The organism is Phormidium tenue FACHB-1052 (assembly GCF_014696675.1).
Taxonomy (GTDB): Bacteria; Cyanobacteriota; Cyanobacteriia; order Phormidesmidales; family Phormidesmidaceae; genus Nodosilinea; species Nodosilinea tenuis_A.
The window spans coordinates 92,076-114,938 of the sequence record NZ_JACJQN010000010.1; the positions used below are offsets into that span (position 1 = coordinate 92,076).

Genomic DNA, 22,863 nt, shown 5'->3' on the forward strand with positions numbered 1-22,863 from the left:
CGTTTAGGTGTACGGTGCAGAGCATAAAGCGGACCCATCCACCCATCCACCCGCCTACCCGCCTACCCACCCACCCCTCACGCCCTTCTCCCCCGCGCATACACCCCTGGATTCACCCCATACTTGCGGCGAAAGGCGGCAGCAAAGTGGCCCCGACTGGAGAAACCGACAGCCTCGGCAGCGGCGGTAACGCTAAGGTCGCCCGATTCGAGCAGTTGGCGCGATCGCTCCATGCGGTGCTCGTGCAAGTAGCCAAACACCGTAGTGCCAAACACTTGGCGAAAGCCTACCTTCAGCTTGTGATCATTGATGCCCACCGCCCGCGCTAGTTCAATCAGCGTGGGCGGATGGGCAATCTGGCGGCACAGCAGCTTACTGGCGTAGTGAATGCGCTCCACATCGTCGGCTTTGAGGGCGGGTGGGTTGAAGTTGTCAGACATCGTTTTTAGGTCTTCAATCAGCAGCGCCATCAGCTCTCCCACTTTGCTTTCTAGGTAGAGCCGCTGGGTTAGCCCTTGAAATGGACAGTACAAAATCGCCTGCACCGCCATTTGCATCGCCGCCGTTGGGGTGCCAGAGCGCTCTAGGTAGCGTTGATCCGCAGGGCGTAGCAGGTCTGGGAAATCGTCGCACGCCTCCCCAATCCACTGGTGAAAGGCGTAGGGATCGATGTGGACATTGAGACCGACAATCCGTCGATTACCAGGAACCCGCCAGGACTCCGCCGGGGCCAACCCGCTGCCAAAGAAGCTGTAGCGCTGGCTGCTTTTGCCGCCGCTCTGAACTTGCTCAAAGGTAAATTCCAGCGGATGTTCGCGATCGCAGTGTCTGATCTCCAGATCGTCGTGCAAGTAGAGATCTTCAATACAAAGTTCGATACCCTCGCGCAGGGCCACATAGCGCTGCTGCCCCCGCCCGAGGACAGCAGGATAAGCCGCTGCTTCGCCCTCTGTTGTGGTAGCGCAGGCGACCTCATCGAGCCAGGTCGCATAGTCAGATGCGGAAAGAGTAATGGTCATAACGACAGGCGCAGCAGCGCTATAGAGATAAAACAGGAGCAATAAAACGGGGTTGCCCAAACGCCAGCCGACAATTCCTTGAAGACAGCCTTTTTGAGCAACCCCGGTAACCTACATCCAAAGCATTAGATGTCAGAGAGGATGAAAAAATCTTAGCCTAATTGGCATTAATTCTCAATAGCTCAGACTTAGGTTCTACCTTGGGCTTGAGCCCCTGTCTTGAGCAGAGCTAAAGCCTTCACTCGGTAAGGGGTGACCGCAGACAATGCTTGACTGGCAGCAGCCCGTGAGCAGGGCAGTACGGGTTGGGGCGGCGACCACCTCAGCTCGGTAGGTTTGCTGCTCACCCGCTGGGGTTTTGCAGGATAGCTCTATTCAGTTAGAGGTTTTTGTCTCGTCGGGTTCTAGCACCTAGGCCTACGATGTCAATGCCAGACTGACGAGCCTGCTCAGCGCAGAAAAAATATTCCCTGCTACTTGAGAGGGATTAAAAAACTTAGATAGTTATCCAAAATTGCTGCCGCCGCCAAGGGACCTCGAATGGTAGATAAACGCGCGTCTAAAAAAAAGACTCGCTCCGCTTGCGACACGGGCATTTGCCTTAACACAGGAACGCCGTTCCACTCTTGCTGTAGTTTTTTCCATCCCTGGGCATCATTTTTTGCAGCATCATTCCAGGCGACGACAATAGCGATATCAGTGTCTAGCTGAGGCAAGATTTCAAGCGAAATCGTAGGGTTGTTAGAGAGAGCCGAGTCTGTGTCTACAAGCTGAAAGTTTAGTTGCTCAAGCAGTCTTGAAAATACGGTATCGTTATAGGGATAAATTGCCTCAGATAAGCTTCCAGAACTAATAATCAACACCCGAGGATATTGGCTTGCAACTGGGGCCAATTGACCACGAGCGGCTGAGATTTTGGCATCATAGTCAGCCTTGATCTGCTGTAGCTGATTTGGTTTATCTAAGGTTTTGCTAACAATCTCAATGCTGTGCTGCCAACCGTCTTTGTTGTCGTCAACTAAAATCGTCGGCGCAATTTTAGACAATAGACCATACTTGCCTTGGGTACCCTGCCAGCTCTCACCTAAAATCAAATCTGGCTGTAATCGAGCGATCGCCTCTAGAGAAGGGCTATGGCGATCGCCCAAATTAATCGGCTGGCCGTTCAATCGATTTCCCAAATAAGGAATTTGTTGCCTAGGGTTGTCAAATTTAGGCCGACGCAATAACTCTTTAGTCACATCAGCAGCTGCATATCCCGCTGGCTCGACTCCTAAAGCAAGCATCATATCCAGAATGTAGGGGCTGAGAGCAACAATGGTAAGAGGCTGTCCGCAAACCTCTGTCTGCCCAGCGTCATGAGCAATGATTCGACAATCTGAGGAAACGCTTGAAGAACTTTGAGACGAGTGATCTGACGGTAGACGATGACTACAGCCCAAACCCAATAGCAGAGTTAGACAAAATAGCAAAAAAGGTCTGAAAATTCGATAACTAGCGATCATTAATTTAGTCAGCTTACCAGGTGAATCTGTAGGCAAGGCTCAGTCTCGCTCCTGAATCTGCAAAATCAAACGAATCCTAAAAGGGAGTGGTGGTCTGAACATAAACATTTACTGTCATTCCCACCTCAGCGCGATCGCCTTCTTAGAACGTTGTTCGATAGCTGAGACTCATTGTTCGGCCCTGACCTGCTCGATTGTCGCTGCTAGAGAAGGGGGCAAAGTACTGAGAATATACCGGGTAATACTGAGTATTCAACAGATTTTGAATGCCCAGGGTTAGCTCGCCATTTCCAATGCGGACGCCACTCAAGAGATCGAGGGTGATGTAGCTATTAATGGAGGCACCATCGGCACCAGCATTAAAGCCGCGATCGCGGTCACCAGAAAACAGCAGCTGCAACCGATTCCGCCAGCCCGGCAGGGTTTCGTTCTCCACATAGGCGGTTAGCTTAAACGGCGGAATGATCAAGCTATCAAGCGCCGTAAAATCTCCATCTTCGTCAGCATCATCTCCGCCCTCTAACCAGGCGGCAGTGCCTCCCAGGCTCCAGCGATCGCTGGGTTGCCAGTCAAGGGCACCTTCTATCCCATAAACCCGCTGGGGCGATCGCACGGTTTGCAGGGGGCCATTAATATCCACTACGGCAAATCTTGTGCCCAAACTGGAGTAGTTATAAAACGCAGCTAAAGACGCCTGCACGGTGTTCCAGTTACCCCGCAGGCCAATTTCGTAGTTATCGACCTTTTGGGGTTGGGTCAAATCAATGTCGGCTTCAACGGCAAAACCGGGCGGGGCAGAGCGCAGCACCCGGCCAATGTCCGGTAGTGAAAAGCCCTGGGAAAAGCTGGCAAAGGCCGTCAAGCTATCCACAACTTCGTAGGCTAAGCCCAGATTGAAGACCACATCATCCGCAGTCAGCGTGCCGCCTTCAACGCTATTACCGTCATAGGTGGTGTAGTCGTCGGTATCAATATTGAGGTTGACATACCGTGCTCCGCCACTCAGGGTGAGGCGATCGACAACATCCCACTGTAGCTGAGCAAAAATGCCCAAGTCGTTCAAGCGGTAGGGAGGGACAAAATCAACCTCACCAATTTTGCGAAAAACCAGTCCGCCGCTGGCATCGAACTCACCTGGGTCAAACAGGTTGAACCGCTGGGAACTGTCTTCTCGCACATAATCGACCCCCCAGAGCAAGCTCAGGGTATCTTCAGGATTAAACGAGGTATTGACCTGAAGCCGCCCCCCCCACTGCTGAGTATTTCCGGGAGATTGGGAGATAATGCCAAAAAATTCCCGCAGATCGGTGGGCAAGCCGCCCACAAACTCGTAGTTGCGGAAAAACACCTGCCCCGAAACGTCACTGTTGAGCAAGTCATCATGGAAATACTGGAGGGTGAGGTTCGTCGTTTCTAAAGAAGCCTCATCGGGGGCACCAATAATTTGCGTGCCTGCCGGTAGTTCAATGGCTCTGGCTTTCTGCACCCCTGCAATATTGTCCACCTCAGGGTCACTGATATAGGAGACGTTTTGGATTTGGCTGAAGTGGTTAAAGGTGAAATTCAACCGCTGCGTTGGGCTAAGCTCCCCCCCTAGCCGAATCAACAGGTTCACTTCGTCCGTCTCAGCATCGGTTAGGTCGCTGGGGATGCGATCGCCCTCCGCGTCGTAATACACCCCGCGCGAGGTGTAAGACAGACTGCCCAAGATGCTGGCTGTCTCTGTCGCCGCTGAGACTGAGTAGAGGGCATTATAGCCAAACCCATCCCCAGCCAGAAAGGCCTCGTTGAAGGCGGCACTGCCACCGATGTCGATTGTCTGGCTCACGGGACTCGCATCTGGTTGCCGCGTGATGATGTTGATTGAGCCGCCTGTGGCCTGCCCACCATAGATCGCGTTGGGGCCACGGACCACTTCAATCCGTTCAACCGAGCGCGGATCAATCGTGGTCAGCGCGGCGGGGACAGAGCCTAGGTTGCTATTTTGGGGAATGCCGTCAATCAACACCGAGATCTCGCGTCCCCGTAGAGTTTGCCCAAAGGTATTGGTGCGCCCGGTGGGGGCACTAAAGCCAGGGACGAGCTGAGACAAAATATCCCCCAGGTCCTCGCTGAACCGGGTTTGTTGCCCAATGTCTTCCCGCGTAATCACCGTGACGGAGCGAGGAATGTTCTGTAATTCTTCTTCGGTTCGAGTCGCGGTTACCACCAACTGAATGGCTTCCTCGGTCGCTTCGGCTTCGGTTGCCAACCCAGGGGTGACTGCTAAAACTAAACCCTGGGCAGATGGGCCAACCTCCACGCTGGGCGGGGCATCGTCGCCGGTAATAGAAACTCGCACCTGATTGTCTGGCAAACCCGTAACGCTGACAAAAGCAATGCCCGCCGTTGAGCTGGCCTGCTGAAACTCCCCCCCATCGGGCAGGGCCAGCACCGCATTGGAGATATCGACAATTAGGGCGTTACCGAGCGATCGCGTGGTGGGTGCCGACAGCTCACCCGCTGCCGTTTCCAGCACCACCTGCAACCCCGCCTCGGTCGACTCTACCCGCACCCCGGTAATTTGCACCGTGGCCTGGGCGATTTGGGTCATCCATTCGTCTACGGTGGTGGCGGGGTGGGGGGTGGATGGGTGGATGGGTAAGGGGGTGGATGGGAGCGTGGGTTGTGCGGACTCATCCACTCGCCCACCCATCCACTCATCCACATTTTCATCGTTTGCCTGGGCTGCCAGCGGTTGAGTCAGGGCTGCGATCGCCCCTACCACGCCAACCCATATGCTCCATCCGCTCCGCTGCTGAGTCATATCCTTCACACCACCGTTCAAGTATTCAATAGACTAGATGAGAATAGCTTTCATCTAGGTATAGGAACTTTAGGGCGAAAGGGGCGATCGCGTCTGCCTCAGCACGGAACAATTCAGTCACAGCACGGAATTTTTGAAGGCTTTGGGGCTAACCCCAAACTCGCGCTTGAAGGCGGCGGCCAAGTGCCCCGCATGGCTGTAGCCCACCTGATAGGTGACCTCAGCCACGCTCATCTCAGTGTCTTGCAACAGCTGCCGCGCTTTAATCAGGCGCTGCTGTCGTAGATAGCCAAACACCGTCGTACCCAACACCTGGCGAAAGCCGCGCTTTAGGGTGCAGTCGTTTAGACCCACGGCCCGGGCCAGTTCCAGCAGCGAAAGGGGATCGTCTAGGCGTTGGGCAACGAGATCTCTGGCCTGGTAAATGCGGTCAACATCTGACGGTTTCAGCCGCTGGGCCAGCTTAGAGGGGGCAGCCTCTAGCCACTGAGCCGTTTGCAGGGCGATCAGCTCCAGCGCTTTTGCCTCTAGATAGACTTGCTGAATCGACCCGGTGTAAGGGCAGTTGAGAATTTGCTGAAGCACTACCTGAATCGCCGGGGAAATCGATTTCACTGGCTGGTGCCATTCATCTCCATCAGCGGCGATCGCGGCCTGTAGTTCTGCCGGAATCAGCTTTAACTGATCAGCATTAAAGGCCCAGGAGCCCGCTTGCGTGACCAAGTGCAGGTCAATTTTTAGCACTCGCCGCTGCCCAGACCAAACTTGAAAAGTGCTTTGGGTACGAGTTTCGTTGAATTCGAGAAAACTACTTGGGCTAGTTGGCTCGGTTGGGTGCCCACCGCCTGGAGCCATGTGCAGGTTAAAGCCAAACTCAAGGGTTCGCCCGGGTGCTTCCGGCAATTTTTCTTCAACCAGGGTGTCTTGCAACCAGTAGTCGCGGATCAGCAAATTTAGTCCACGGCTGAGGTTGAGCGATCGCTTATAGCCTCGGCTAGTCGACTGGGGGGCTTGAATCACCAGCTCGTAGCTACCCAACAGTGACGGGTGAGCCGTGGCCGACAACGATGCCGACTGGTCTTTTTCTGAAAGGAGAATGGTCATGGGAATGAAAGCAGCGTGTCAAAGGAATTCAGGAACCGTAGCCAGCAAATAAGACTTATTCTCATTTATTGACTTGATTCTGGCAAGCGGCCCAATCACCCAGTTGGGGCAATTCAAGCCAGTCCGCTATCCTTGCTGACCTGGGGATGCAGCACTGGCGTAGTTTCAGAATTAATTGAGCATCGCTCCGACCTTGAGCAAGCGCGAAAACTGGGAATTTGGATTAGTTAAAAGAGCAGTGCGATCGCCGTACTCCACCGCCTGCCCCTGCTCCAAAATCAAAATTTGGTCAGCCCGCTCCACGGTCTTTAGTCGGTGGGCGATGATAACTCCTGTGCGGTTCACCAACAGCCGATCCACCGCCCGCTCGATCAGCTGCTCCGTTAGCGGGTCGAGTCGCGACGAGGCTTCATCCAGCACCACCAGCCCCGGGTCTTTGAGAAACACCCGCGCAAAGGCCAGCAGCTGTGCCTGCCCCGCCGACAGCCCGCCGCTGTCGGCCCCCAGTTCTGTATCCAGCCCTGCTGGCAGTGCTTCCAGCCAGGGCATTAGGCCCAGCTCCTCTAGGGTTTGCAGAATGGCGCGATCGCCAATGTGCCCATTAAAAAAGGTCAGATTATTGCGCACTGAAGTCTGAAACAACTGCACATCTTGAGTCACAAACCCCACATGGTGCGGCAACTCCCGCAGCGACACCTGGGCAATATCCACCCCCCCCAGGCGAATCTGCCCCTGCTGAATGTCGTACAGCCGCAGCAGCAACCGCGCCAGGGTGCTCTTGCCGCTGCCCGTGCGACCCAGCAGGCCGAGGGTTTGACCGGCGGGGAGGTGGAGGGTGAGGGATTGGAGGATAGGTGGATGGGTGGATGGGTGGGCGGGTGGATGGGTAGGTGGTTGAGATTTGTTTGTCTCGTCAGTACTCGTTTTGTCCACGCTCCCACACGCCCACGCTCCTACGCTCCCACTCGCCCACTCGCCTACGTCTTCGTAACCAAACCACACCTCCTCAAGCTCCACCGATAGCGCACCCCTGGGTAGAACTCCTTGACCACCGGGGTTCACCTGAGCCTGGTGCCCCAATAGATTCTGGATGCGTTGGATGCTGGCCTGGGCCTGCTGGAGCTGTTCTAGCTCTTCGCGGATGCGCTCGATGGGGTCTTGCAGCAGGGTGGCGTAGTAGAACAGCAGGTAGACGGTGCCGATGGTGATGGCGGCTTGGCTCCAGAGGTAGGCACCAACGGCTAAGGCGATCGCATTCCCGATTGTAAACAGCCCCACGGTGCTGCCCCACAGCAAAGTGCTGGTAAAGCGAGCCTGATGAAAGGCCGCCAGCCACCGCCGCAAAATTTTGTAAAACCGATCCATCACGTAGCCGACGGCCCCGTTGGCGCGGATGTCCTCCAGCCCGCTGAGGTGCTCAGCCACAAAGCCGTAAAATTCGGCGCTGATCTGGCGGTAGGTGCCCCAGGGGCCAACGGCCAGGTTTTGCAGGCTACCCAAAACGCCAAAGGCCATCAGGGCAAACAGGCTCAGACTCACTCCAGCGCGCCAGTCTTCGCGCCACACCATCAGTAAGACGCCGACTACCAGCAGGCCATTGCCCACCACCTGCAACATAAACTGTGAGAAAAACCGGGAGAGAGCATCCACATCACCATCGACCCGCTCCACCAGTTCGCCAGGGGTGTGGGCTTTGTGAAAGGCCAGGTCAAGACCCATTGCGTGGCGGGCCAGATCAAGGCGCAGGGTGTTTGTAGCCCGCCAGGCAATGGTTTCGCTGAAGTAGGTGGTGGCGATCGCTAGCCCCTGCTGAAAAATTGCGATCGCCATAAACGCTCCCGCTGCCAACACCAACGATTGCTGCTGCCCACCTGCGATCGCAGTATCGATGAAGTAGCGCAAAATCTGAGGGTTCAGCAGCTGTAGGCCAATTCCCCCCAGCAGGACGATCGACAGCCCCAAAAACCGCCCTCGCTGCGGTTGCAGATACGTCACCAACATCGCTCGATACCTCGGTGTCGCCGCCCTCATACCGAGCCTACCCCGCGAAGAACTAACCCACAGCCTACCGACTCGTTCGCTCCAAAAGGATTCCTAAACGGAGTATTTTCAATTCCTCACCTGAAAGGCTAGGCACCAGGATACGGAAAGCAGTCCTCCCAATTTTCTGCGACCGCCGTCAGGTGTCGCTCCATCACAGTTGAGCAGCAGTTCTTCAGTGAGAGGTTTATCAGGCAGCGACTCTAAACGCTCTCAGTAATTATTGCGGTAGGTGCTAGCCCTGACCTCGGCCACCTTAACTGCTGCGTACTCTTTGCCCCAGTCGGCTGCACTCTTACCGCCTGGGCTGCCATCACCTTTCTCCCAGTCGTCCCAGGTAAAACGCTCCATATTTAGATCAGACTCCAGACGCTGGGCCTTAGCCAGGGCAACCTTTATGCCGCTAGGGTTTGCAAACACCCCCAGGGCGATCGTGGTCTGCTTATTTCCCCGCCCCTCTCCAGGGCGTTTGGGAAGAGACCCCCGCAAGGCTAGCTTGCGGACTCGGCGCACTATGGTGATCCGGCTTAGTCCCTGGTGAGCCTGCTCGATTACTTGGTCTATGCTGTCCATGGCAAAAAAATGATCTAGTTCTGATCTAATTTTCCACGCAAATAAGGCGTTTTTAGTATGTAAAGCTGCTCTAGCTGCTGTTGGAGCTAGTGGCAGCCAAAAGGCCGAAAGCCTTGAAAGTCAACGGAGAGGGAGGGATTCGAACCCTCGTTGGGTTTCCCCAAAGCAGTTTTCGAGACTGCCGCATTCAACCACTCTGCCACCTCTCCAAAGGGGCGTTGCTATTCTACCGCTGAATCGGGTGCTTGGACGATCCGAAAGCCGAAAATCCGGCAAAAACAGTTAGCGAAGCAGGTTTTTGGAATGAACTATCTAGATCGGTGCCCTTTGCAGAGGTACCGCAATCCGGGAAGATGAAGTAGCTCTATCACGCCCCTGCTTGCTAACTGCCATGGTGCCTGGTCTTACCGACGATTCGCTAGCTGAAAAACTCATAGACCTGGCCCTCAAACGGGGAGCCGAAGCGGCGGAGGTGCTGCAATCACGATCGCGATCGCGCCCTGTCTTTTTCGAAGCCAACCGGCTCAAACAGCTTGAAAGCTCCGCTGCCCTGGGCACAGCCCTGCGCCTCTGGATCAATGGTCGGCCTGGGCTGGCGGTGGCCTACGGTAATGTTGACCCCGAGACCATCATTGACAAGGCCCTAGCAATCAGCGCCCTCAACGCCCCCGAAACCATTGACCTGGTCGAAGGCAACAGCCGCCACTACCCCGACATGGGCCAGGAGGTGCCGGTGGAGCAGCTGATCGAGTGGGGGCAGGCCATGATCGATCGCATTCGCAGCGCCTACCCTGAGGTGATTTGCGGCGTAGATGTGGAGTGCGATGTAGAAACCACTCGGATTCTCAACACCAAGGGGCTCGACTGCCACTACAGCGACGCGACCCTGAGCAGCTACCTGTCGGCTGACTGGGTGCGGGGCGATGACTTTTTGAGCGTCAGCGACGGCCAAACCCAGCGCGATCGCCTGAATGTGGATGCTTTGACCCACCAGGTGTTGCAGCGGCTAGCCTGGGCCGAGGAATCCGCCGAGGTCAGTAGCGGACGCATGCCGGTGATCTTCACCGCCAAAGCCGCCGACATGATCTGGGGCACGCTGCAATCAGCCCTCAGCGGCAAGCGGGTGGTGGAGCGATCGTCCCCCTGGAGCAGCGCCCTGGGTGAGCAGATGACCTCGCCCCGCGTGACGCTGCTGCAAGACCCAGAGGCGGGGCCGTTTAGCTGTCCCTTTGACGATGAGGGCACCCCCACTCAGCGACTGGTGTTTATCGACAAAGGAGCAGTGGCGCTGTTTTACTGCGATCGCGCCGTCGGTCGTACCCTGGGGGCCGGGTCCACGGGCAACGGCTTTCGCCCTGGCCTGGGCAGCTACCCGACCCCCAGTCTCTACAACACCCTAGTTGAGCCGGGTATGCGATCTCTAGAGGCGCTGATTGCCAGCATTGATAACGGGGTGCTGGTAGATCAAATTTTGGGCGGTGACCCGGGCATTGCAGGCGATTTTTCGGTCAACATCGACTTGGGCTACCGCATTCACCGGGGCAAGTTGGTGGGCCGCGTTAAAGACACCATGGTGGCGGGCAACATCTACACCGCCCTCAAGGACAATGTGGAGCTGGGCAGCGACGGCGACTGGAATGGCTCCTGCTACACGCCCTCAGTGCTGCTGGATGGCCTCTCAATTACTAGCGGTTAATCGTTAACCGTCTGACACTGAGGGCAGACATAGCAACGCCTGCCGCCGATCATGATTTTGGCGATAGTGTCACCACAGCGGTGGCAGGGTTTGCCCTGGCGGCCAAAGGCCCAGTGGCGGTAGTCGCGACGGCGGTAGCCGGTCTGCTTGAGGTGGGTAGCCAGGGCCAGGTCGTTGGTAATGCCGTTGTGCCGATATGACTGCTGGGGCAGAGCCAGGGCGGCCTCGGCAAAGGCGGCAATTTGAGTAGGCGTGCAGTCAACGGGCCGCTGGCTGGGGTGAATGCCCGCCACGTAGAGAATTTCAGTGCGCAGGTAGTTGCCAATGCCGCCAAGGAACCCCTGGTCGAGCAGCAGGGTGGCAAACTGGCGGCGGCGAAAGGGGACACTCAGGGTGCGTTCTGCTACCTCATCGGGGACAAGGGCGGTATCGAGAGTGTCGGGGCCAAGCCTGGCAATGTAAGGATGGGTGAGCACCGCCTCTTCGGGTAGCACCTCAATGTCGGAGGCACTGTAGAGCAGCGCCCACCGATTGGGGGTATGTACCGCAAAGCGCAGCTGACGGCGGGAGGCAGGCACGGCATTTGGCTTGCAGATCACCCAAATGCCGTAGAGCTGGTTATGGCTATAGACCCCCAGTCCGTTGTCGAAGGAGGTGACCATGGCCTTGCCGTAGGGCTTCACCGCTGTTACCGTGCGGCCAATCAGCTCCTCCTCATAGGGTTTGAGGTGGTCGAAGGCAAAGAACACATCGGTGACGATGTTGCCTGCGATCGCCCGATGGAGCTTGTCGGCAGCACGGCGAATTTCGGGGCCTTCGGGCATGGGCTATCGCTCGTAGCCCCAAAAGGCCATCAGCTCGCGGGCGCGGGTCGCCCCTTCAGTATTGCCCTGGCGGCTGTATAAAATTGCCGCCAACTCTATGTTTGAGAGCGCCTGGGCTTCTAGTCCCTGCCCATGGAGCGCCAAGCCCAGGTTATAGAAAGCGGCGGGGTCTTCTGGCAGGGCATCAACCACCTTGCGGTAGGAGAGCACGGCTTGCAGATATTGCTCTCGTTCGAGCAGTAGCTCGCCCAGCAGGGCATGGGCGGCCACTAGCTCCGGGTCGAGGCGCACCGCCCGCAGCAGGTAGTCAAAGGCGGCCTCGCGATCGCCCTGTTGGTAGAGCACATAGCCCATCTGGTGCTGGGCATTGGCGTTTTGAGGCTCTACCCGCAGCGCTTCGCGCAGGTTTTTGGTTGCCTCGGGGTAGTTTTCTTGCAGCAGGTAGATGTTGGCCACACTGACGTGGAGATCGCCATCGTTGGGGTTAGAGCGCAACCCCTGGTTTAGGTAGGTGAGGGCCTGGTCGTAGTCCTCTTGCTGAATGTAGAGGGACCCCAGCGCCGCATACACCTGGGCGTTGCCGGGAGCAATGCGGGCCAGGTTTTGGTAGGTAGACAGCGCTCCATCAAAGTCGCTGCGCTCGATCTGAATACCGCCAATCCCCAGGTGAGCGTTGACCTCACGGGGGTTGCTGCTGAGAATTCCCTGGTATGTCTCTAGCGCCTCGTCAAGCTGGCCATTTTTGTACTGGCTGTGGGCTAGACCGTAGCGAAAAGCCAAGTTGTTGCCATCGAGGGCGATCGCGCTTTGGTAGGCCGCGATCGCCTCGCCGTAGTTCTCTTGCTGCACGTAGAGGTAGCCAATGCCTGAAAACAGCCGGGGGTTGCGGCTGTCAATAGCCGCCGCCTGCTGATAGGCAGCGATCGCCCCAGCGTAGTCACGGGCCGTGACCTTGGCCTGACCCTGGCGCAGCAGCTCATCGACCTGCTCTTGCTGGGCGGTGCTGAGGCCATTGCTGCTGGCTTGCGCCAGCCACAGGGGCGGCACCGGGTCGGGAGCCTGGCCAAACTCGTTCAAAGCCTGGGCAGGCGGCGCTGGAGCAGCAGCCTGAGCCTGGGGAATGACCGCCCCACCGCCCATGATCCCGCACAAAATAGCGATCGCCACGTGACTGCGTTTCACAGGAAACTCTCCTTACTGGTAAGCCAAATCGTTAAGGGTGCACTCCATATATTACAACTTGCCAACCGCTGTAAAGAATGGTCACCGTCGCACCGCCAGCCTCGGGTGATCCCGTAGCATTTAAGTATCAGGGTACACCAAGAAACCAAGCCCTGACCCGCTACAAGCATCGCTACAATCGCCTACATCAATATCCTTAAGCCGCGAGGTGCCAGTCATGAAAGGTCTGAATCTCTCAGTATTTGGCTACTTTTTTGATGGGTTAATGCAATATTTTGCCGAGCCCGTCAGCAGAATCTTTGGCCCCGACGATGACAACTATCCCAAAACCGGGGTACAGCCCTTTGATGGCGACACCTACGCCCAAACGGTCGAAACCCTCTAGAAAAACATGGTGTTTGACAACTCATTCTCTACCCAAATCCCGCTTGCTAAGGCAGTTAAGCGGGATTTAGCGTTTCTAAAGTAAGTCAATCCATTTAAGCCTTGGCTAGATACCGAACATTACGCAAACCCTCAAAGTCATTATCCTGAGTCCACACTATGGCTTCAAACTTGTAGGCTGTTGCAAGAATGATGCTGTCTGCCATAGGCAGCTTGCTTTCAATAGAAATCTTGGCAGCATCGAGAGCCAATTCACTATCTAAATCAATAACCTGCCCTTGCAACATGACCCCAATGGCTTGAATGGCTTCGTCTTCGCTACGTCGAAGCAAAATGTGCTTGAAGACCTCGTAAAGGCTAATGGCAGGCACAATCAAGCTGCTGGTATCCTCAATTGCAGGTGCAAAGAAGCCTGCACTGGGCTCATCGGCAAAATAGGCAAGCCAACCAGACGAGTCAACCACACTTCTCATAGTCGGTCAGCGTCTCTAACCAGGTCTGTATCCATGCCTTTAAGAAACCCCCTGAGCGTTTGCACTGGGCGAATGGGGATTAGTTCTATACGGTCTTGATACCGCACGACTTGAAAGCGCTGCCCCTCAGACAGCCCCAATGACTTACCTACTGCACTCGGAATAGTGAGCTGTAGATCAGCCGATACAGTGACAGCAACGCCAGCAAAAGGGTCTTGACTCATAGCCCCTATTCTAAATCTTCAATCCACTCATCAACTCATCAACTCCCCTCCACCAGCGCTTAAAACCGCTTGTTGGTGCGAATGGGAGGTAACGGGGTTTAGGCAGAGCCTCAGGCCACCTAACCCACCCTACGAATAATCAAGGCCACCCCCTACCCATCTACCCCTCACCCATCCACCCCCTTCGCCCCTTAACCAACTCTTACCGAATAAAACTTCACAGCCTTGCCAGAGTATTGAATGATGGAGGTAGTGGATTTTTGCTATCCAAATTTGAGCGGTGGACTTGCTCACTATAAAAAACCTCGCTTTGCTCCACGCTTCCCTCTCACCAGCCTATAGGACGAAACACTTATGACGAGCTTTCCCATTGACCTGGGCGCATACCAGCGAATTTCCCTCGATGCGTCTAACCCCACCCTCACCGACGAGCAGCGCAGCGCCCTCAAGGCCAACATTCAGCTGTGTCGGGATGCGATCGTGTTTTTCACCGCGACTGGCGCAGCGCGGGGTGTGGGTGGTCACACCGGCGGCCCCTACGACACCGTGCCCGAGGTGATGATTCTCGACGCGCTGTTTCGCGGCGCAGGCGACAAGTACGTGCCGATTTTCTTTGACGAAGCGGGCCACCGGGTGGCGACCCAGTACCTAATGTCGGTGCTCAACGGCGACATGCCCGCCGAGCAGCTGATGCAGTACCGTGCCGCCAACGAAAAGCTGCCCGGTCACCCGGAGCTGGGGCTGACCCCCGGTGTCAAGTTTAGCTCGGGGCGATTGGGCCACATGTGGCCCTACGTCAACGGTGTGGCCCTGGCCAACCCCGGCAAAGTTGCCTTCTGCCTGGGCTCTGACGGGGCCCAGCAGGAGGGCGACGACGCTGAGGCGGCCCGCTTTGCGGTGGCCCACCACGTCAACGTCAAGCTGCTGATTGACGACAACGACGTCACCATTGCTGGCCACCCCTCCCAGTACATGGGCGGCTACAGTGTCAGAAAAACTCTGGAGGGCCACGGCCTGACGGTGCTCGAAGGCGACGGCGAAGACCTCGACGGCCTCTATGCCAATATCTGCAAGGCCATCAACACCCCCGGCCCGGTGGCGGTGGTCAACAAGCGAGCGATGGCGGTGGGCATTGAGGGCATTGAGGGCAGCACCCACGGCCACGATGTGATCTCGGTAAAGGCGGCGATCGCCTACCTGACCGCCAAGGGCCACACCGCTGCGGTCGAGATTCTCGAAGGCATCGAGACCCCCAAGAACACCTACGAATTCCAGGGTTCGTCTAAGAATGTGGGCGCGAACCGCAACGTGTTTGGCGACGCCATGGTCGAAGTGCTGGGCGAGCTGGATGAAATGGCCCGCAAAGAGAGCGTGCTGGTGGTCGATAGCGACCTGGAGGGTTCCTGCGGCCTGGCCCAAATTCGCAAGGCCTACCCTGAGATCTTCATCAGCGGCGGCATTATGGAGCGGGGCAACCTGTCGGCAGCGGCGGGCTTTGGCATGGCCGAGGGCAAGCAGGGGGTATTCGCTACCTTCGCCGCCTTTTTGGAGATGTGCATTTCTGAAATCACCATGGCGCGGTTGAACTACTCCAACCTGCTATGCCACTTCTCCCACTCGGGCATCGACGATATGGCCGACAACACCTGCCACTTCGGCCTCAACAACTTCTTTGCCGACAACGGCCTCAACGACGGCTACGACACCAAGCTCTACTTCCCCGCCGACCCCAACCAGATGAAGGCCTGCGTCAAGAAGGTGTTTCACGACCCCGGTCTGCGCTTCATCTTCTCAACCCGCTCGAAGGTGCCGATGATTCTGGATGCTGACGGCAACGAGATGTTTGGCGGCGACTACACCTTTACCCCCGGTAAAGATGAGGTGATTCGGGAAGGTACGGCGGGCTATATCGTCACCTTTGGCGATTCGGTCTACCGCGCCCTCGATGCGGTAGAGCGGCTAAAGCAGGAAGGCATCGACGTGGGCCTGATCAACAAGTCCACCCTCAACGTGGTGGATGAGGAAACCATGGCCAAGGTGGGCAAAGCGCCCTTTGTGCTGGTGACCGAGGCCTTTAACCGCAAGACTGGCCTGGGCAGCCGCTTTGGTACCTGGCTGCTGGAGCGGGGCTATACACCCAAGTTTGCCCACATCGGCACCCACCACGAAGGCAGCGGCGGCCTGTGGGAGCAGTTCATTCACCAGGGCATTGATCCCGATGGCATTATGGCTAAAGTGAAAGAACTGGTGGGCTAGATTCCCCTTGACGCTCTAAGATCCCAGGATTCTTAAAGAATCCTGGGATCTTTTATTATCGGAGATTCCCTAGATGGCGAAGACAGAACTCGAGAAGATGCTGGCCAACGAGCTGTACCTGGGATTCGATCCGGAGCTGGTGGCGCGGCGGCGGCAGACTCAGGAGAAGCTGTACGAGTTCAACCATGCTCGGCCTGGGGAGCTTGAGGTGCGGCAAGAGGTGGTGCGATCGCTCTTCCACACCATCGGCCCCAATTTTGAGATTACCCCGCCTTTTTTCTGCGACTACGGTGGCCACATTCGCGCTGGCAAAAACCTCTACCTCAACACCAACTGCACCATCCTCGACTGCAACTGGGTCACCCTGGGGGACGATGTACTGATGGCTCCCAATGTGCAGATCTACACGGCTTACCACCCCGTTGACCCAGCGGTGCGGCTGAGTGGGTTAGAGATGGCAGCTCCGATTACGATTGGCAGCAATGTGTGGCTGGGCGGTGGCGTAATTGTTTGCCCAGGGGTAACGATTGGCGACAATACAACGGTTGGCGCAGGCAGTGTAGTGACTAAATCTATTCCCGCGAATGTCGTTGCGGTAGGCAACCCTTGCCGAATTTTACGCGAGGTTTAGGACTTGCGTAAATACATCATTGTTGATTGAATGATTGCGGTTGATTGCAATAAATTGCCTGACTTTTTCTGATATTTATCTTCTTGAAACTTCAGCTATCTTACTTAACCTATGACGCTCTCTATAATGGAATGGGAATACTAAAGACCACTGATTGATTGCGGGTTTGAGTTATGGGATTTTCTGCCTCTAAGACTTGCGCTTGTCACAGTATTGGTCGATGTCAGGCTGGAGAGGCAGGTCGGCTTTTTCTGTGGTTTCCGGTTCCCCATACGTTAACAAAAGTTATTCCTTTTCTAAACCAAGAGTCGCTCGAATTTGAGCTGATGCAAGAGCGGCCTGGTTTAAGCATCGCCTGCAAATCTGGCCAAGCCCATAGGGTTGCCCAAAGTTTGGCTCAGCTAGTAGCACCAAGAGAACTTAAAGAAACCCAAGTTCTATTTGTTCGCGGTGCAGTACAGCCACAGCTGCAAGATTTTAGCGATATTTCTTCCTTACAGCGTTTTATCAAGATCAGTCAATCCGATTGGCTGGTGGATATGTTGACTAGCGATCGCGTCACCAGTCATTTTCAACCGATTGTTTCAATCGACGACACGGCTCAAATCTATGGATATGAATGCCTTTTTCGCGGCCTAGACGAGCACGGCGACTTAGTTATGCCAAGTTCCATTTTTGAGCTGGCAACCGAAGCCGGTCTGTTGCCCCAGCTAGATCGGGTGGCTCGCCTGAGTGCGATTAATCAAGCTAGCCAGCACAACTTGACGGGACGTATTTTCATCAACTTTTCTCCCACAGCGCTGTATGACCCGGTGTCTTGCCTGCGGAGCACAGTAGACGCCATCGATCGAGCGGGCATTCGCCACGACCAGGTTGTGTTTGAAGTTGTTGAGTCAGACAACCCTCAAGATCTAGACCACCTTAAAACCGTATTAAAATATTACCGAGAAGCTGGTTTTGCTGTTGCCCTAGACGATTTAGGATCTGGATATTCTGGTTTGAACCTGCTGCATCAGCTACGTCCCGATTTCATCAAACTGGATATGGAGCTAATTCGAAACGTTCACCTTGACGTTTATAAAGCTTCCATTACTGAAAAGCTCTTGGAAATCGCGCAAAACCTAAATATTAAAACCGTTGCTGAAGGAATTGAATGCGTTGAAGAGTTGAACTGGTTGCAGGAACGGGGTGCTACCTTTGCCCAGGGCTATTTGATTGCTAAACCGGCTGCCATACCGGCCAAAACGACGCCCGGCTTTAACTCAACGGCAGTGCCGTTCACCCCAGCGCCTGTGCAGTCGGTGGCGCACAAAGTACAACATCAAACTGCACCTGAGCGCATTGTTGCAGCCGTGACTCACCATATTCGGCAATCGCTGAAGCTGGACGAGATTCTCCAAACTACAGCGGATGAAGTTCGACAGCTGTTTGAGGTCGATCGAGTCGTCATTTATCGGTTTGAGCCAGACTGGAGTGGGCTAGTGGCGGTCGAATCTCTGGCCGAAGGGTGCCCGTCTATTTTGGGTTTCCATGTGATGGATACCTGCTTTCAGACGACCCATGCGGCCTACTATCAACAGGGCAACACCCGAGCGATCGAAGACATTGAAACGGCGGGGCTGATGTCGTGCCACGTTGAGCTGCTGCAAAGCCTAAATATTCGGGCGAATTTGATTGTGCCGATTCTGCAAAAAGAGCGGCTGTGGGGGCTTTTAATTGCCCACCAGTGCAACGAGACGCGCCAGTGGCAGCAGTCGGAGGTCAATCTGTTTTATCAGCTCGCGGGGCAGGCGGCGATCGCCATTCAGCAAGCGGAGCTGTATCACCAGCTGCAAACCGCCAATCAAGAGCTTCAGCGCCTGGCTTCGGTGGATGGGTTGACCCAGTTGGCCAACCGCCGCTGTTTTGACGATCGGCTGAAGGCAGAATGGCAGCGGCTGGCCCGAGAGCAGTCTCCCCTATCTTTGATTTTGTGTGATGTGGACTGCTTCAAGCTCTACAACGATACCCATGGTCACCTGGCCGGAGACGATGCGCTGCGGCAGGTGGCCAACGCCATTGTGCAAGCCTCTCGGCGTCCGTCTGATTTAGCGGCCCGCTACGGCGGTGAAGAGTTTGCCATTATTTTGCCAAATACCACCGCTGAGGGGGCGATCGCCATGGTTGAGGCCATTCAGGCCAATTTAGCGGCGTTACAACTGCCCCATCCCCAATCCCAGACCGGTAACCTGATGACCATGAGCTTTGACGTAGCCACCGTTGTGCCCCAGATCGACCTGTCGTTTGAAACGTTGATCGCCACCGCTGACCAAGGTCTTTATCGAGCCAAAGCCCGAGGGAAAAATGGTGCGGTGCAGATCAGCTATGGCGACATTGCGGCGACATCCCCGTGATTTACCGTTGTCATGGGCGGGCGATCGCGCTTTTGGGCGTTGCTGAATTGAGGAATGAATCTGCAAAAGTAACAGTTGCTGCATCGCCCCCCACCCCCCAAGTTTGGGGGGCTTTGAAGTCGTCTGGTTCCCCCCAGAATTGGGGGGCTAGGGGGGCAAATCATACCGTTGATCAGCAACGCCCGCTTTTGCATTCCTCGTTCTAACGCGGTGACGAAACCCCAGTGAGCCTGATCTATGGGAACTCCCAAGGCGATCGCGGGTCAAAGAAACGGCACGGCACGGGAAACCGCTGATGAGATCAGTTTTACCTGGTTCTAGTCGGGAGGTTAGGAGAATCGCCAGATTCCTCTTTGCGGTGGCCACCGCTGGCCTGATCGTGGGAGTTTGGGGGCTTTGGCGCGCAGACAACTGGGGCCTAACCCCAGCGCGGGCCGCCCAGCAAGATGGGTTTTGTGAAAACGCTCGGATCACCAAAACCCAGCGGCAAACAGCCACCACAGCGATTGTTGTTTGTCAGGGGTTGCCAGATGCCTTAGACGGCGGGCATGTGGTGGTTTCGCGGTTGCCCTGGGGACTGTGGTGGGCTTCTCCCCAGGGGGCCAACTTTAGCTACCGCCCGCCCGACGCCGTTTCAACCGAGTGGGTAGACTACGTTCACTACGGCCCCACCCAAAGTGCCCACACGTCGCTAATTTTGCTGGGCCGCAGCCGTTCTGCGGACGTGGCCGCTGTAGAAGCCCGCTTGAGCGATGGTAGAACGCTCAACAATGAGGTCACTGACGGCTTATTTGTCTTGGATGCACCCATTCGATCGGTCGGCGTCAAGGTCGATGAGCTTAGACTCCTCGACCACGATCACCAGGTGATGCAGCACCTGGTGGTAAAGCCGGGCTACTGAGTCGCGATCGCCGTGGAAAATGCCCCACGTCAGAGTGCTCAGGGCTTTTGGTAACTGATAACGCGCACGGATGCTGTGGAAGGCTCTGCGGTGAAGATCAAAAACCCCTCGGCTTGGGAGCGAGCGGGGATAAAGTCGAAGGTGGTGGCGGCGACTTCTTCGGGGTCTGTGGTTTCCAGGGTGCCTTCGACGGTCACTTCGGCGGCGGTAGCGTCGCCTTCGTTGGTAATAGTAATGGGCAGGTAATAGTGATCCTGGGCGGGCCGCACTTCCCCCGGTTCCACCGTAAATTCGGCGGGTTTAAGCGATGGTTTTAGCCACAGTGACGCCACCGTAGCAACCACCGCCGACAGCAGGGTGAGGGAAATGCCGAGGGAAAACCATTCAGCGCGATTGCGGGTGGGCTTTTCAGACATAGGGTTAGGAGTTACACAGCTAGACGACCGGCGGCACCGCCAATGGTGCAGGGCAGGCCCAATACGATGATATAGCTCACCCATTGATTAATTGGGTCGCCCACGCGAATCACCTGAAACAGCCAGAGCATGAGCGTTGCAGCGACCAGGGCAATTAGGTAGGCGGCCACAGTCTCGCTAATTGGTTTTTGGAATAAGCCGGACTGCGATCGCCGCTGCCGCTGAGCGCCAAAATTGGCCTCAAACACAATGATGTACGACAGCAGTAGCGAACTGGCCATAATCAACAGCAGGCGCGCGGGCTCCAGGGAGCTGGAGATCATTGGGATTTCGTCGGTAGGCGCGATCGAGGAGCCGACGACAATCGCCCCCAGCAGGGCGGCCCCAGCATCTGACAGGGTGCTGCGCCAGGGGTGGTCGCGCTGGGCGGAGTCGGCCTCGCCGTCGTCGGCCCTCAGCAGCAGGTTGTTGGCAATACCGACCCCGATTGCAAAGGGCAGCGACAGGGTGATCAGTCGGCCCATGATGGCATCGATGCCGGTCTCAAGGTGAAGGATGTCGAGCAGCGTCAGGCTGAGGGTGGCGGTGAACAGGGCGATCGCCAGCCCCTCGGCACTTTCGACCAAAACCTGGGTGCGGCTGCGAGGCTGCTCGGCGCGAAACCCACCTTTGATATTCAGCAGCACCAGGGCCAGGTAGGCCATGCCCAAAATCAGCATCATCCGCGGCGGCGAGGTAAAGTTTCCCTTCCACCACACCTCCATGGTGTAGAGAAAGGGGGCACCAAACAAAAACGCCCCGGCAATGCCGCGCATCAAATCGCTAAATTCTGTCTGCCAATCCTGAACTTTGATTCGTACCATGCCATCCGTTGCTGAGGTTGCCCTTAATTTTGGCAGATTGTGAGCACCGCTACATGCCGCAGCCGAGGCTAGAGGTGCTAAAGCGCAATGCGCAGGGCGGCCACCCGCGATCGCTCAGGCATTGACGGCTGCGCCCCCGGCACCATGACCGCTGCAGCGGCAACAGCATTGGCGAACTGCACGGCCTCCTCTATATCCATCGCTTCAGCCAGGCCAACGGCCAGGCCGCCGTTAAAGGCATCCCCGGCAGCAACGGTGTCAACAGCCTCCACCAGCAGAGCGGGCTGGTGAAAGGTGCGATGGTTTTCGGCGACCACAACGCCCTGGTCGCCCAGCTTGACGATGGCGATCGCAACGCCGCGCTGCACCAACTGCTGAGCCGCCTCGGTGGCGGTGGCAACATCGGTCACAGCCATCCCAGTGAGCTGGCTGGCCTCGACCTGGTTGGGGGTGAGAATATCGACGGTTCTGAAGAATTCGGGCGGCAGATCAGTGCGGGCAGGGGCGGGGTCAACGATCACCGTTGCCCCCTGGGTCTTGGCGGCCTTGGCGGCGACCATGACCAGCGGCAGCGGCACCTCAAACTGAAGCAGCACCAGGTCGCCGGGTCGCAGCCGAGCCGTGAGGCGATCGACATCTCCGTCACTGATCTGGCCGTTGGCACCGGGGATGACCACGATGGTGTTTTGGCCCACGCTATCGACGGCGATCGCCGCCACCCCGGTCGAGACCTCCCCATCGACCGCCACCCCGCTGGCATCGACCCCAGCATTCTGCAAACCCTGAATGAGTTGGCGGCCAAAGTCATCTGCGCCGACTCGACCGACCATCGTTGTGGCTGCCCCCAGCCGCGCCGCCGCCACCGCCTGATTGGCTCCCTTGCCGCCGGGTAGCGTTTCAAACTGGGTGCCCAAAATGGTTTCCCCCGGCTGGGGCAGGTAGGGCGTTCGACAGACCAGGTCCATGTTTAGGCTGCCAAACACGTGAATGGTCTTGGGCAATGGGTTGGAGGTCATTGGTACCAGGCGCTTAAACAGTTGAACGTTCGAACGGTGGAGCGGTTCAACCCAGGCCAAATCGCAGGTTTAGCTGCTGCCAAAATGCCCTAAAACAATTCCCTGTCGTCATCGTCGTCGAGGGTGTTATAGGGGGATGGGGGGCGATCGCTGCTCCAGGCCCACCAGGGAGTGCCGCACTCGCCGCAGTGGTAAAACTCCTGCCACTTGCGGCGGTGGTCGGTGCCGTAGACGGGCGATCGGCGGTTGATCCAGACAGCTTTAGCCTGGCGGCTCTCGGCCCCGCACTGAGGGCAACAAAACTTGCTGGCGTGGGTGGCAGACTCAGCCCAGTCGGGCGAAAAAGGGGAAAAAGCTTCCATAGGGTGGAGCGGTGGGTCAGTTCTATTATGAGCCAGTCTGGAAGGAAGGTTTGAGGTTGACAATCTAAGGTCTATGGTTCAAGGTCTGCGGTTCAAGACAAAACTGTGAACCGCAAACCTGCTACCTTGCATCTATCTCAGGATTAAGTTCTAGAACAAGCCGCTTCGCCAGCGACGTTCTTCGGCATAATCGGT

The 22,863-nt window shown here is 56.5% G+C and carries 20 protein-coding genes and 1 tRNA gene; 6 read left to right on the top strand and 15 right to left on the bottom strand.

All coding sequences use genetic code 11. From position 1 onward, the window contains the following. Positions 1-77: 77 nt before the first annotated feature. The 7 genes from H6G07_RS14660 to H6G07_RS14690 all read right to left on the bottom strand — a co-directional run bounded on the left by H6G07_RS14660 (position 78) and on the right by H6G07_RS14690 (position 9,256). Positions 78-1,019, bottom strand: coding sequence for a helix-turn-helix transcriptional regulator (locus H6G07_RS14660; protein ID WP_073608971.1), 942 nt, complete (start codon positions 1,017-1,019; stop codon positions 78-80). A 473-nt stretch (positions 1,020-1,492) separates the two neighbouring features. Beyond that, entirely contained in the window at positions 1,493-2,524 is a 1,032-nt protein-coding gene (locus H6G07_RS14665; RefSeq protein WP_073608970.1) for an ABC transporter substrate-binding protein, read from the bottom strand. A gap of 142 nt (positions 2,525-2,666) precedes the next feature. Then, positions 2,667-5,330 (bottom strand): TonB-dependent receptor domain-containing protein, encoded by a 2,664-nt coding sequence (locus H6G07_RS14670; protein ID WP_084173208.1) that lies wholly within the window; start codon positions 5,328-5,330, stop codon positions 2,667-2,669. A 117-nt stretch (positions 5,331-5,447) separates the two neighbouring features. Then, the gene (locus H6G07_RS14675) at positions 5,448-6,434 is read right to left on the bottom strand and encodes a helix-turn-helix domain-containing protein (RefSeq protein ID WP_073608968.1); all 987 of its coding nucleotides are present in this window, start codon (positions 6,432-6,434) and stop codon (positions 5,448-5,450) included. A 171-nt stretch (positions 6,435-6,605) separates the two neighbouring features. Beyond that, complete coding sequence (locus H6G07_RS14680; RefSeq protein ID WP_242026802.1) at positions 6,606-8,435, bottom strand: ABC transporter ATP-binding protein; 1,830 nt, start codon at positions 8,433-8,435, stop codon at positions 6,606-6,608. A gap of 252 nt (positions 8,436-8,687) precedes the next feature. Continuing rightward, entirely contained in the window at positions 8,688-9,047 is a 360-nt protein-coding gene (locus tag H6G07_RS14685) for a hypothetical protein (protein ID WP_073608966.1), read from the bottom strand. 124 nt (positions 9,048-9,171) lie between these two features. Continuing rightward, positions 9,172-9,256: transfer RNA gene (locus H6G07_RS14690), tRNA-Ser, on the bottom strand. A 182-nt stretch (positions 9,257-9,438) separates the two neighbouring features. On the opposite strand from H6G07_RS14690, the gene H6G07_RS14695 reads away from it, so the two are divergent. Next, on the top strand, positions 9,439-10,743 hold the full coding sequence (locus tag H6G07_RS14695) for a TldD/PmbA family protein (protein WP_073608965.1): 1,305 nt from the start codon (positions 9,439-9,441) through the stop codon (positions 10,741-10,743). Here the strand turns inward: H6G07_RS14695 and nei are convergent. Next, entirely contained in the window at positions 10,740-11,567 is an 828-nt protein-coding gene (nei, locus tag H6G07_RS14700; RefSeq protein WP_073608964.1) for an endonuclease VIII, read from the bottom strand. The two genes, H6G07_RS14695 and nei, sit on opposite strands and share 4 nt — an antisense overlap. A 3-nt stretch (positions 11,568-11,570) precedes the next feature. After that, the gene (locus H6G07_RS14705) at positions 11,571-12,749 is read right to left on the bottom strand and encodes a tetratricopeptide repeat protein (RefSeq protein ID WP_073608963.1); all 1,179 of its coding nucleotides are present in this window, start codon (positions 12,747-12,749) and stop codon (positions 11,571-11,573) included. A gap of 217 nt (positions 12,750-12,966) precedes the next feature. Between H6G07_RS14705 and H6G07_RS14710 the strand changes: the two genes are divergently transcribed. Beyond that, positions 12,967-13,134: an isochorismate synthase gene (locus tag H6G07_RS14710; RefSeq protein WP_139297057.1), complete on the top strand. Its 168-nt coding sequence runs from the start codon at positions 12,967-12,969 to the stop codon at positions 13,132-13,134. Positions 13,135-13,228: 94 nt separating this feature from the next. Here H6G07_RS14710 and H6G07_RS14715 read toward each other — a convergent pair whose 3' ends face one another. Next, a complete protein-coding gene (locus tag H6G07_RS14715) occupies positions 13,229-13,606 on the bottom strand; it encodes a type II toxin-antitoxin system VapC family toxin (protein WP_073608962.1) in 378 nt (125 codons plus the stop codon). Next, positions 13,603-13,830 (bottom strand): AbrB/MazE/SpoVT family DNA-binding domain-containing protein, encoded by a 228-nt coding sequence (locus H6G07_RS14720; RefSeq protein WP_073608961.1) that lies wholly within the window; start codon positions 13,828-13,830, stop codon positions 13,603-13,605. The genes H6G07_RS14715 and H6G07_RS14720 overlap by 4 nt, the downstream gene beginning before the upstream one ends. Positions 13,831-14,184: 354 nt before the next feature. Between H6G07_RS14720 and H6G07_RS14725 the strand changes: the two genes are divergently transcribed. The 4 genes from H6G07_RS14725 (at position 14,185) to H6G07_RS14740 (ending at position 20,011) form a co-directional block, all read left to right on the top strand. Next, a complete protein-coding gene (locus H6G07_RS14725; protein ID WP_073608960.1) occupies positions 14,185-16,086 on the top strand; it encodes a thiamine pyrophosphate-binding protein in 1,902 nt (633 codons plus the stop codon). A gap of 73 nt (positions 16,087-16,159) precedes the next feature. After that, positions 16,160-16,717 carry a sugar O-acetyltransferase gene (locus H6G07_RS14730; protein WP_073608959.1) on the top strand — a complete coding sequence of 186 codons (558 nt, stop codon included), beginning with the start codon at positions 16,160-16,162 and terminating at the stop codon, positions 16,715-16,717. A gap of 392 nt (positions 16,718-17,109) precedes the next feature. Continuing rightward, positions 17,110-19,110 carry an EAL domain-containing protein gene (locus tag H6G07_RS14735; protein WP_242026803.1) on the top strand — a complete coding sequence of 667 codons (2,001 nt, stop codon included), beginning with the start codon at positions 17,110-17,112 and terminating at the stop codon, positions 19,108-19,110. Between the two features lie 358 nt (positions 19,111-19,468). Continuing rightward, a complete protein-coding gene (locus H6G07_RS14740; protein ID WP_073608957.1) occupies positions 19,469-20,011 on the top strand; it encodes a hypothetical protein in 543 nt (180 codons plus the stop codon). Between the two features lie 38 nt (positions 20,012-20,049). Here H6G07_RS14740 and H6G07_RS14745 read toward each other — a convergent pair whose 3' ends face one another. From H6G07_RS14745 to H6G07_RS14760, 4 genes are all read right to left on the bottom strand, one after another. Next, positions 20,050-20,427: a hypothetical protein gene (locus tag H6G07_RS14745; RefSeq protein ID WP_073608956.1), complete on the bottom strand. Its 378-nt coding sequence runs from the start codon at positions 20,425-20,427 to the stop codon at positions 20,050-20,052. A gap of 11 nt (positions 20,428-20,438) precedes the next feature. Further along, positions 20,439-21,290 carry a TIGR02587 family membrane protein gene (locus H6G07_RS14750; protein WP_073608955.1) on the bottom strand — a complete coding sequence of 284 codons (852 nt, stop codon included), beginning with the start codon at positions 21,288-21,290 and terminating at the stop codon, positions 20,439-20,441. A 77-nt stretch (positions 21,291-21,367) separates the two neighbouring features. Continuing rightward, the gene (gene rbsK / locus H6G07_RS14755; protein ID WP_073608954.1) at positions 21,368-22,306 is read right to left on the bottom strand and encodes a ribokinase; all 939 of its coding nucleotides are present in this window, start codon (positions 22,304-22,306) and stop codon (positions 21,368-21,370) included. 89 nt (positions 22,307-22,395) lie between these two features. Beyond that, the gene (locus H6G07_RS14760) at positions 22,396-22,668 is read right to left on the bottom strand and encodes a hypothetical protein (protein ID WP_073608953.1); all 273 of its coding nucleotides are present in this window, start codon (positions 22,666-22,668) and stop codon (positions 22,396-22,398) included. Between the last annotated feature and the right edge of the window lie 195 nt (positions 22,669-22,863).